Genomic DNA, 10,206 nt, shown 5'->3' with positions numbered 1-10,206 from the left:
ATGGCTTCATGATCCTGCTCCTGTTGAAGAGCGAGGCGGATTGCCTCGCCGATCAACGGTGGCAGGAATGGCGGATCGAGTTCGGACCAATGCCGCCGGAGCAGCTACCGCGAGAGCGGTTTAGTCCATTGGCCGATTTCGGCCGTGCAGTGCAGCGCCTGCTACAGGCCGCACGCGCTGTGAAGCAGACCATGATCCGCGCGAGCCCAAGGGCAGCAACGGTTGCTGCTACTCCGCCATTGAATCGAGTTCCCGTGTGGCGTAGTCGGTCCCGCCCAGAGACTTCTCGTGGGCAGCCATGGCATCTCGAGGCACGAGATGCTGCTCCGGCACCGACCACTCGAGATAGGCCGCCTCGCCGAGCAGGGCGGCCTTAGTCACAGCTTCACCCACGTTCGCTCCGTTGACGATCAGGTATTGCGCATATGGCCCGGGCACTAAGGTCGGACGAGATGGCATCGACCGCATGACGAGTGAGGTAGTGCTGAGGTCACCCAGTACCGAGCGACGATATTGCTGATAGCCCGGCGATTCCGCGGCACGCGGCGACAGCGAGACGGAGAGCAGCGCCGCGATGACGCAGGCGGATCGAACGTTCTTCATGATCGAAGTTCCTTGTAGATAGAGAGAGGGCAGTCAAAGGGAGACGGCCTGTGCCGCGTTCGCGCGGCGCAGCGTTCCCGGGATTCCCGAGCGGTACACCGCCCGGACCAGCGCGAGCCCCTCGTTGAAGCCGAGTAGCTCGAAGGGCACCCGGACCGTGTGCCGCAGCTCGTCCTCGCGGACACCGACCACGAAGCCGTCCGCGTCGCATGCGCAGTCGATGCAGGCGCGCGGCCAGATCAGGCCGAAGACGTAGCGGACGGTCGATTCGCAGGCGCGCGGGTCGGCCGCGCCGCGCAGGCCATCGAAGAAGCTGAGCATGGACACCTCCTGGTAGTGGGAATCCCGGTCGGCCGGGTCTAGGGCCGGTGGGCGCTATTCGGCGAGCAAAGCCAGGGCGACGCCGGCGCCGTAGTCCGGATCGGCGCGCCGGCAGTTCTCGACGTGTCGTTGCTGGACTTCGTCGCTGACGCCGCGAAGGCTGCGCGCGGTGTTCTCGAACAGGCGCTGCTGCTGCTCCGCGCTCATCAGGCGGAACAACTGGCCGGGCTGGCTGTAGTAGTCCTCGTCGTCGCGGTGATCCCAATGGCCCGCCGATCCAGTCAGCGCCAGCGGCGGCGCATCGGGACGCTGCCGTGCCTGCCAGTGGCCGGCGCTGTTTGGCGCATAGCCTGGCGTGCTGCCCTGGTTGCCGTCGACACGCATCGCGCCGTCCCGGTGGAAGATGTGGACGGGGCAACGCGGCGCGTTGACTGGGATCTGCTGGAAGTTGACGCCGAGCCGGTAGCGCAGCGCGTCGCCGTAGCTGAAGAGCCGGGCCTGCAGCATCCGGTCGGGCGAGAAGCCGATGCCGGGCACGACGTGGGCGGGCGAGAAGCCGGCCTGTTCCACCTCGGCAAAGTAGTTGGCCGGGTTCCGGTTGAGCTCCAGGATGCCGACCTCCTGCAGCGGGTAGTCCGCATGGGGCCAGACCTTGGTGAGGTCGAAGGGGTTGAACGGGCTGGCCTTCGCCTGCGCTTCCGACATCAGCTGCACATGCAGCGTCCAGCGCGGGAAATCGCCACGCTCGATGGCCTCGTACAGATCCCGCTGCGCGCTCTCGCGGTCCCGTCCGATCAGGGTCTCGGCCTGCGCATCGCTGAGGTTGCGGATGCCCTGGCAGCTGCGCAGGTGGAACTTCACCCAGTGGCGCTCGCCGGCCTCGTTGACGAAGCTGAAGGTGTGGCTGCCGAAGCCATGCATGTGGCGGTAGCCGTCGGGGATGCCGCGGTCGCTCATGACGATGGTGACCTGGTGCAGGGCCTCCGGCAGCAGGGTCCAGAGATCCCAGTTGTTCTGGGCACTGCGCATGTTCGTGCGCGGATCCCGCTTCACCGCGTGGTTCAGGTCGGGGAAGCGCAGCGGATCCCGCATGAAGAAGACCGGCGTGTTGTTGCCAACCAGGTCCCAGTTGCCTTCCTCGGTGTAGAACCTGACGGCGAAGCCGCGGATGTCGCGCTCCGCGTCCGCCGCGCCGCGCTCGCCGGCCACGGTCGAGAAGCGGACGAAGGTCTGCGTCTGCTGGCCGATCCGCGAGAACAGCCGGGCCGCGGTGAAGCGCGTGATGTCCTGCGTGACCGTGAAGGTGCCGTAGGCGCCAGAGCCCTTGGCGTGCATGCGGCGTTCGGGGATCACCTCCCGGTCGAAGTGGGCCAGCTTCTCGAGCAGCCAGATGTCCTGCAGCAGCGCCGGGCCGCGGGGGCCGGCCGTCTGGATGTTGAGGTCGTCCGCCACCGGTGCGCCGTTGGCGTGGGTCATGTATCGCGTCATGGCTCAGCCCTCGATGAAGGCCAGCAGATCGGCGTTGAGCCGCTGCTTGTGCGTGGCGGCCAGGCCGTGCGGCCCGCCCTCGTAGATGCTGAGCCGGCCCTGGGGGACCAGCTTGACGGCCAGTTCGGCCGCGTGCTGGATCGGCACGATCTGATCGTCGTCACCGTGGATGAATAGCGTGGGGATGTCCATCGCCTTCAGGTCCGCGGTGAAGTCCGTCTCCGAGAACTGCCGGATGCAGTCGTACTGGCTCTTCAGCGAGCCCTGCATCCCTTGCCGCCAGAAGGCATCACGCATGCCCTGGGTGACCTTCGAGCCGGGGCGGTTGGCGCCGAAGAAGGGTACGGTCAGGTCCTTGTAGAACTGCGAGCGGTCGCCTTCCACGCCATTGCGGATGCCGTCGAACACTTCCTTGGGCAGGCCTTGCGGATAGGCCGCCGACTTCATCATCGTGGGCGGCACGGCGCCGACCAGCACCGCCTTGGCGACGCGGCCGCTGCCGTGGCGGCCGAGGTAGCGCGCCACCTCGCCGCCGCCGGTCGAATGGCCGACCAGCACGACGTCGCGCAGGTCCAGCGCCGACAGCAGCGCGGCCAGGTCGTCGGCATAGGTGTCCATGTCGTTGCCCTGCCAGCTCTGGTCCGAACGGCCGTGGCCGCGGCGGTCGTGGGCGATGACGCGATAGCCCCGGTGGCCGAGGAACATCATCTGGTCTTCCCAGGCATCGCTGCTCAGCGGCCAGCCGTGCGAGAAGACGATGGGTTGGCCGCGGCCCCAGTCCTTGTAGAAGAGGGTGGTGCCGTCGGAAGTGGTGATCGTGCTCATGAATGAATGGGTCCTTGTTGAATCGGGGTCTTGTTTACGGCGCGAGGCGGGTGAACACGTAGTCGCGGTCCTTCACCAGCGCGGCGTGGCAGGCGAAGCAGGTCTGGTGCTGGGCGAGGTCGGCGGGCTTGCCGTCGATGAAGCGGCCGAAGCCCCAGCCGCCGGTGGCGGCATAGCGCCGCGAGTCCTTGACCATGACCTGCACGGTCGTCGGCGAGCCCGGCACCAGCGCGGTCGCGAACTCGGGCGATGGCACGTGCTTCCAGGCCAGCTTGACGAGCACCGTGCCGTCCGGGAACGGCCGCGTGCCCTTTTCGCTGTTTTCGCTCTTCGCGCCCTTCTCGTAGGCGGCGATCGCCGTGGCATTGCCCAGCACGGCTCGCAGTTCGTTCAGCTCGCCGGCTTCCAGCGCCGGCGCCACGAACTGCCATTGCCGGTAGCCCTTGGGCACCGTCACGCCGTAGATGGGCGAAGCGGGGGCGGCTTCGGCGGGCTTCTGCGGCTCCGCGCCGTCGGCCTTCAGTGGACCGGCCATCACCGCGGCGACGGCCGCGACGAGTACCGACACCAGGCCCAGGCGCACGGCCTCACGATGCAGATCGTTCATTGCCAGGCTCCATGATGATCTTGGTTTCGAGGAAGGACTCCAGCCCCTGCACGCCGTACTCGCGGCCGACGCCGGACTGCTTGTAGCCACCGAAGGGGGCGAGCGGGTCGTGCTGCATGCCGTTGATGGCCACGCGGCCGACCTGCATCCGGCGCGCAATCGCATCGGCCCGTGCCGGGTCGGACGAGAAGACATAGCCGTGCAGGCCGTAGGGCGTGTCGTTGGCGATCTCCACGGCCTCGTCTTCGCTGCGGTACGCGAGGATGCAGAGCACCGGGCCGAAGATCTCCTCGCGGGCGATTTCCATGTCGTTGCTGACATCGGCGAAGACGGTGGGCTTCACGAAGAAGCCGCGGCCCAGGCCTTCGGGCCTGCCGGGGCCGCCGACGAGCAGCGTCGCCCCCTCTTCGATCCCGCGGCGGATGTAGCGCTGCACGCGCTCGAACTGGGCCGCGCCGAGCATCGGCCCGATCTGCGTGCGCGGGTCGGCCGGATCGCCGACCACCATCTGCTCGACGGCCGATTTCACGCGGGCCAGCACGTCCGCCAGCAAGGCCTGCGGCACCAGCAGGCGCGTGCCGGCAATGCAGGCCTGGCCGCTGTTCTGGAAGGCGGCGACGATCGCACCGGGGACGGCCGTGTCGAGGTCGGCATCGTCCAGCAGGATCGTCGGCGACTTGCCGCCCAGCCCCAGGCTCACCCGCTTGACGCTGTCGTTGGCCATGGCCGCGATGGCCTTGCCGGTCGCGGTGGAGCCGGTGAAGGAGATCTTGGCCACGTCGGGATGCGTGCAAAGCACTGGCCCGAGCAGCGAGCCCCGGCCGTGGATCAGGTTGACCACGCCCGGCGGCAGGCCCGCGTCGTGGATCGCCTGGGCGACGATGTGACTCTGCAGCGCGCTCAGCTCGCTGGGCTTGACGATCGCCGTGCAACCCGCGGCGAGGGCCATGGCCAGCTTGCCGCAGATGCTGCCCGCGGCGCTGTTCCAGGGCGTGATCAAGGTGGAGATGCCCACCGGCTCCATCAGCAGCCGGGAGCGGCCCGCGCTGCGCTCGAACTCGTAGTCGCGCAGTGTGGTGGCCGCATCGAGGAAGGTCTGCGCCGCGAAGCGCGACACCCAGACGGAGCGGGACACCGGCCCGCCGTACTCCTCGATCGTGGCGTCCCGCAACTCCTCGGAGCGTGCCATCACGCTGGCATGCAGGCGCCCGAGCAGCTCCAGGCGCTCGGTCTTGCCGGTGGCGGCGAATGCCGGCGCAGCGGCCTTGGCCGCGAGCACGGCCTGCCGCGCATCCGTCTCGTCGGCGAGCACGACGTGGCCGATGACGTCACCCGTCGTCGGGTTCACCAGTTCCATCTGCTCCTGCCCGTGCGGGCTGACGAAGCGGCCATCGATGTAGGCCTGATCAATGCTGTGCATGGGCGTCTCCCTGGTCGGTGCCGAGCGCGAGGCGGAAGAAGTCGATCAGCCGGGCCGCGGCGGGCGCCAGCGCGGCGGGCTCGTCGTAGAGCGCCACATGCGAGGCGCCGTCGATGACGAACAGCTCCTTCGGCGGCAGCGCCCGGGCGATGGCCTCCTCGGCCATCCAGCGGGTGACGGCCTTGTCGCCGACGATCATCAGCAGCGGCCGCGGCGCGATCAGGTCAACGAACCTGAACGCATCGAACCAGGCGATGGCGTCGACGCTCTGCCAGGCAAAGGCCCGCGCGGCATTCGGATGCTGGCCGCGGGTGGTGCTGTAGTAGGCCCAGCCTTCATGCAGGTGAGCGCCGCCCTGGAGGGCGGTCTCCTCGTCCGGCGGAAAGAGCGGCAGCGTGCCCTGCGCCAGGCCGAAGGCCGCGGCCGTGCGGGCCACCGCGGCCTGAGACAGCAGGGCCTGCAGGATGGCCGGATCCTGCTGCCCGTCTGCCCCGACGCGGAACTGCGTGCCGATGTCGACCGGGCTCACGGCCGCCACGGCGCGGATGCGAGGATCCGTGGCCGCGGCCGGCATGCAGTAGCCGCCCGAGGCGCAGATGCCCAGCACGCCGACGGAGGCCACGCTGGCGATGCTCTGCGTGAGCAGGAAGGAAACCGCATCCTTGAACTCCCGGACGCGGCGCGCCGGGTCTTCCACGCCGCGCGGTTGCCCCTCGCTCTCGCCCTGGGTGGCGGTGTCGAAGGTCAGTGTGACGAAGCCGGCCTCGGTCAGGCGGCTGGCGTAGAGCGCCGCGGTCTGCTCCTTGACGCCCGCGGCGGGATGACCCACCACGATGGCCGGGAGCGGCTTCCCCTGCGGGCCCTCGGGCACGCGGAGCATGCCGGCCAGCCGGAGCCCGGCGCTCTCGATGCTCACTTTGATTTGCTTCATGTCGATGGACTCCTGAGCCGGCATGGCCGTTTGACCTCAGGCGACGGTGAAGGCGACTTCGATATTGCCGCGCGTCGCCAGCGAGTAGGGGCAGAGCTGGTGCGCGCCGTCCACCAGCGCCCATTTCTGCTGCTCGCTCAGGCCCGGGAGAACGACGTGCAGCTTCGCGCTCAGCGCGAAACCGCCGTCGGCCGTCAGGCCCAGCGAGACATCGGCCTCGATGGAGGCGTCGTCGGGCACCCGCGCGCCGTCCGTCGTCTTCACGCGGCGCATCGCGCCCAGGAAGCAGGCCGAATAGCCCACGGCGAACAGCTGCTCGGGATTCGTCCCGGTGCCGTTGGAGCCGGGCGTACTCAGGCGCACGTTGAGGGCGCCGTCGGTGGAGAGGCCGGAGCCTTCGCGGCCGCCGGTGGTGGCGGTCGAAGCGGTGTAGAGAACCTTGTCGATGATGCGGATCATGGGAATTCCTTGGATGTGTTGGGGTCAGGTCTTGCTGAGATCACCAGCGGCTGACGTCGGCGATGGCCTGCGCGAAGGCTTCCGGCGCTTCCTGCGGCAGGTTGTGCCCGATGCCGCCGCTCAGATTGCGGTGCTCGTAGCGGCCGGTGAAGCGCGACGCGTAGGCTGCGGGCGCCGGGTGCGGCGCTCCGTTGGCGTCGCCCTCCAGCGTGATGGACGGCAACGCGACCGACTGCACCTTGGCCAGCCGGGCCTCCAGCGCGTCGTACTGCGGATCGCCCTCCGCCGCGCCGACGCGCCAGCGGTAGTTGTGGATGACGATGGCCACCTGGTCGGGGTTCACCAGGCTCTGCACGCTGCGCTCGAAGGTGGCGTCGTCGAAATGCCAGTTCGGCGATGCCTGGCGCCAGATGAAGCGGGCGAAGGCCTTGAGGTTCTTCTCGTAGCCGATGCGGCCGCGCTCGGTGGCGAAGTAGTACTGGTACCACCAGCTGAACTCGTCGGCCGGCTGCAGCGGCGTCAGCACGGTCGCGGGGTTGAGCACCAGGAAGCCGCTGACCGACACCAGGGCCTGGCAGCGTTCCGGCCACAGCGCGGAGACCACGCAGGCATTGCGCGCGCCCCAGTCGCAGCCGGCCATGATGGCCTTGCGGATGCCCAGCGCGTCCATCAGGGCGATCGTGTCGGCGGCCAGCGCCGTCTGCTGGCCGGAGCGCAGCGTCGATTCCGAGAGGAAGCGCGTGCTGCCATAGCCGCGCAGATGGGGCACGATGACCCGGAAGCCCTGCGCGGCCAGCCGCGGCGCCACCTGCTCGTAGCTGTGGATGTCGTAGGGCCAGCCGTGGAACAGCATGACGGGCGGGCCGTCGCGCGGACCGAGGTCCACATAGCCCACGTCCAGCAGGCCGGCGCGGATCTGGCGCACGGGGCCGAAGGACTCGGCCGAGGCCGGGCTTGAGGCCGCGGCGCTCGCGCGGCCGGCGAGGCCGGACAGGGCGATGCCTGCGCCGCCGGCCGCGGCCAGCGAGAGGAAGGAACGGCGATTGGTTTCGATGCTCATGGTGGTGTGCCTCAGGTGTGGAGATGACGGCGATCAGCGGCTGGCGCTCGAAGCGGTCTCGATCAGCGTGGCCACTTCGTGGGCATGGCTGACCATCGGCACATGCGAGGCATGGGCGACGACGACGGCCGCCTTCGCGTGCGCCCGCTCGGCCATCCAGGCCATGGCGGCCGGCGGGATGTTCTTGTCGTCCGAGCCGTAGATGAAGTAGGAGGGGATGACCTTCCAGGCGGAGCCGTTGCTGGGCTCCTTGAGCGCGCCCTCGGCGATGGGACGCTGGCCCACGGCCATCAGGCGCGCGGCCTTGGCGTTCACGTCGGCGGCGAACTGGGCGCGGAACTTGTCCTGGTCGATGTACAGGTCCACACCGCCCTCGGGCGCGGGGACCGGCGCAGCCAGGGCGTCGCCCAGGGTGCTGCCCGGGAACCGGCCGGCGAGCGCCGCCACGGACTCGCCGGCGTCGGGCGCAAAGGCCGACACGAAGACCAGCGCCTTGATCCCGTCGCGGCCCACGGCCGCGTTGCTGATGACCGAGCCGCCGTACGAATGGCCGACCAGGACGACCGGGCCCTGGATGTGGTCCAGGACGCTGGCCGTGTAGCGCGCATCGCCGGACAGGCTGCGCAGCGGGTTGGCGATTGCGACGACCGGATAGCCCTTGTCGCGCAGTTCGGCGATGACGCCGTTCCAGCTCGACGAATCGGCGAAGGCGCCGTGCACCAGCACGATGGTGGGCTTGTCGGTCTTGGCCGGCTCCTTGGCGAAGGAGGGAACGGTGGCTGCCGCGGCGAGCAGGGAAATCGCGATGACGCGGATGAAGCGGTAGGTCATGAAAGGCCTCTCTGTTGTGGATGCCTTTCATCAGACCAGCGTCGTCGAGCCGGGGAAATTGAACGCTCGGCTCCGTGCCTCATACCAAGGTTTGAGCCGCCGGATTGGTATGATTTGGCTGTTCATGTAGCGTTTGCTACATGCAGAGGCCCGCATCGACATGACCCAGACCAAGCAGCAGAGCAGAGCCGTACGCGGCACCGGCGTCCGCGAAGCCGCCGCGCAGTCCACGCGGGACGGCATCCTTCGTGCGGCGACCAAGGTCTTCGCGCGCTATGGCTACGACGGTGGCAGCGTCGAGAAGATTTCCCGGCTGGCGAAGTCCTACGACCGGATGATCTATTACTACTTCGGCAACAAGGAAGGCCTGTTCATCGCGGTGCTGGAGGGCATCTACCAGCGCATGGACGAGGCCGAGGCCAAGTTCGCGCCGGACGCCAACGATCCGGTGGAAGCGCTAAAGACCGCGATCCGCTTCAGGCTGGACTACTACCGGCGCCACCCGGATTTCGTCACCTTGCTCAACACCGAGAACCTGCACAAGGGCAAGCACGTGTCCAAGTCGCCGCGAGCGCCCGAGTTCTCCTCGCATGCGGTCAACCTGATCGCCCGAATCCTCGCGAACGGCGCGAGCCAGGGCCTGTTCCGCAGCGATCTGCGGCCCCGCGACATCTACCTGCTGATCGTCTCCACCGCCTACTTCCACACCTCCAACCGCTACACCATGTCGGCCTTCCTGGGCGAGCCGCTGGACACCCCTGAAGCCGTCGCGCAGTGGGAGGCCTTCGTCATCGACAGCGTGCTGCGCGTCGTCAAGGCATGAACTACTTCCGGGCCCATCAACTCGACGCCGCGCTGCAGCAGCTGGCGAGCCGGCCGCTGCGCATCGTCTGCGGCGCCACCGACTGCTATGCCGAGACGGGCGCGCCGCCGACGCAGACCGACTGGCTGGACATCAGCCTGATCGATGCGCTGCGCGGCATCTCCCAGCAGGGCGAGGAACTGCGCATCGGCGCGGCGACCTCCTGGGACTGCATCGACCGGTCCGAACTGCTGCCCGCATCGCTGCGTGAAGCGGCGCACAGCATCGGCTCGCTGCAGATCCGCCTGCAGGGCACGATCGGCGGCAACCTGTGCCACGCCTCGCCGGTCGCCGATGGCGTGCCGGCGCTGCTGTCGCTCGGTGCCTGCGTCGAACTGGCCAGCGTCAGCGGTGTTCGTCGGCTGCCCCTGGAGCAGTTCCTGCTCGGGCGCAGATCGACGGCGCTGAGGCCCGACGAGATCCTCAGCGCGGTGCTGTTCGATGCGTCCCAGGTCGCGCAGCCCTCGGCCTTCGTCAAGCTCACGAACCGCGACGGCACGGCGCTTGCTGTGGTTTCGACGGCGGTCCGCCTGCGCTGGCAGCCGCAGGGCGTGCTGGCCCAGGCGTTCATCGCCGTGGGCGGCGCGTCCGAGGTGCCGGCCCGGCTGCGCTCGCTGGAAGAGGACATGGAGGGGCTGCGCGCGGAGGATCTGCTGCGTGCCGTGCAGGCTGCGACCTTGGCGGAGCTGGCACCGATCGACGACTGCCGCGGTGGCGCGGCCCAGCGCCTTCAACTGGCGCGTGTGGCCCTTGAACGCGCGCTGGCACGATGCTTGGAGAGCGGGGAATGAGGGAGCGG

At 68.8% G+C, this 10,206-nt stretch carries 12 protein-coding genes; 2 read left to right on the top strand and 10 right to left on the bottom strand.

Annotation, left to right across the window (positions count from 1 at the left end; genetic code table 11):
• Nucleotides 1-228: 228 nt before the first annotated feature.
• The 10 genes from SNE35_RS20440 to SNE35_RS20395 are packed head-to-tail and all read right to left on the bottom strand — an operon-like array spanning nt 229 to nt 8,545.
• Nucleotides 229-603, bottom strand: coding sequence for a hypothetical protein (locus SNE35_RS20440; RefSeq protein WP_320424852.1), 375 nt, complete (start codon nt 601-603; stop codon nt 229-231).
• Nucleotides 604-636: 33 nt separating this feature from the next.
• The gene (locus tag SNE35_RS20435; protein ID WP_320424851.1) at nt 637-924 is read right to left on the bottom strand and encodes a hypothetical protein; all 288 of its coding nucleotides are present in this window, start codon (nt 922-924) and stop codon (nt 637-639) included.
• 54 nt (nt 925-978) lie between these two features.
• Nucleotides 979-2,412 carry a catalase gene (locus SNE35_RS20430; protein ID WP_320424850.1) on the bottom strand — a complete coding sequence of 478 codons (1,434 nt, stop codon included), beginning with the start codon at nt 2,410-2,412 and terminating at the stop codon, nt 979-981.
• A gap of 3 nt (nt 2,413-2,415) precedes the next feature.
• Nucleotides 2,416-3,237 (bottom strand): alpha/beta fold hydrolase, encoded by an 822-nt coding sequence (locus SNE35_RS20425; protein WP_320424849.1) that lies wholly within the window; start codon nt 3,235-3,237, stop codon nt 2,416-2,418.
• A 34-nt stretch (nt 3,238-3,271) separates the two neighbouring features.
• The gene (locus tag SNE35_RS20420; protein WP_431312769.1) at nt 3,272-3,844 is read right to left on the bottom strand and encodes a cytochrome P460 family protein; all 573 of its coding nucleotides are present in this window, start codon (nt 3,842-3,844) and stop codon (nt 3,272-3,274) included.
• Nucleotides 3,825-5,264: an aldehyde dehydrogenase family protein gene (locus SNE35_RS20415; protein WP_320424848.1), complete on the bottom strand. Its 1,440-nt coding sequence runs from the start codon at nt 5,262-5,264 to the stop codon at nt 3,825-3,827. The genes SNE35_RS20420 and SNE35_RS20415 overlap by 20 nt, the downstream gene beginning before the upstream one ends.
• Nucleotides 5,251-6,195, bottom strand: a complete 945-nt coding sequence (locus SNE35_RS20410) for an alpha/beta hydrolase (RefSeq protein ID WP_320424847.1) — start codon at nt 6,193-6,195, stop codon at nt 5,251-5,253. Before SNE35_RS20410 ends, SNE35_RS20415 begins: the two co-directional genes overlap by 14 nt.
• A gap of 36 nt (nt 6,196-6,231) precedes the next feature.
• Nucleotides 6,232-6,654 (bottom strand): organic hydroperoxide resistance protein, encoded by a 423-nt coding sequence (locus SNE35_RS20405; RefSeq protein ID WP_320424846.1) that lies wholly within the window; start codon nt 6,652-6,654, stop codon nt 6,232-6,234.
• 40 nt (nt 6,655-6,694) lie between these two features.
• Nucleotides 6,695-7,714 (bottom strand): alpha/beta fold hydrolase, encoded by a 1,020-nt coding sequence (locus SNE35_RS20400; protein WP_320424845.1) that lies wholly within the window; start codon nt 7,712-7,714, stop codon nt 6,695-6,697.
• Nucleotides 7,715-7,747: 33 nt separating this feature from the next.
• The gene (locus tag SNE35_RS20395) at nt 7,748-8,545 is read right to left on the bottom strand and encodes an alpha/beta fold hydrolase (protein WP_320424844.1); all 798 of its coding nucleotides are present in this window, start codon (nt 8,543-8,545) and stop codon (nt 7,748-7,750) included.
• A 160-nt stretch (nt 8,546-8,705) separates the two neighbouring features.
• Between SNE35_RS20395 and SNE35_RS20390 the strand changes: the two genes are divergently transcribed.
• Complete coding sequence (locus SNE35_RS20390; RefSeq protein WP_320424843.1) at nt 8,706-9,368, top strand: TetR/AcrR family transcriptional regulator; 663 nt, start codon at nt 8,706-8,708, stop codon at nt 9,366-9,368.
• Nucleotides 9,365-10,198: an FAD binding domain-containing protein gene (locus SNE35_RS20385; protein WP_320424842.1), complete on the top strand. Its 834-nt coding sequence runs from the start codon at nt 9,365-9,367 to the stop codon at nt 10,196-10,198. Before SNE35_RS20390 ends, SNE35_RS20385 begins: the two co-directional genes overlap by 4 nt.
• Nucleotides 10,199-10,206: the final 8 nt, after the last annotated feature.

It is taken from the genome of Roseateles agri, from assembly GCF_034043675.1.
Lineage (GTDB): Bacteria > Pseudomonadota > Gammaproteobacteria > Burkholderiales > Burkholderiaceae_C > KK5.
This window is presented reverse-complemented; position numbering and strand designations above follow the sequence as displayed.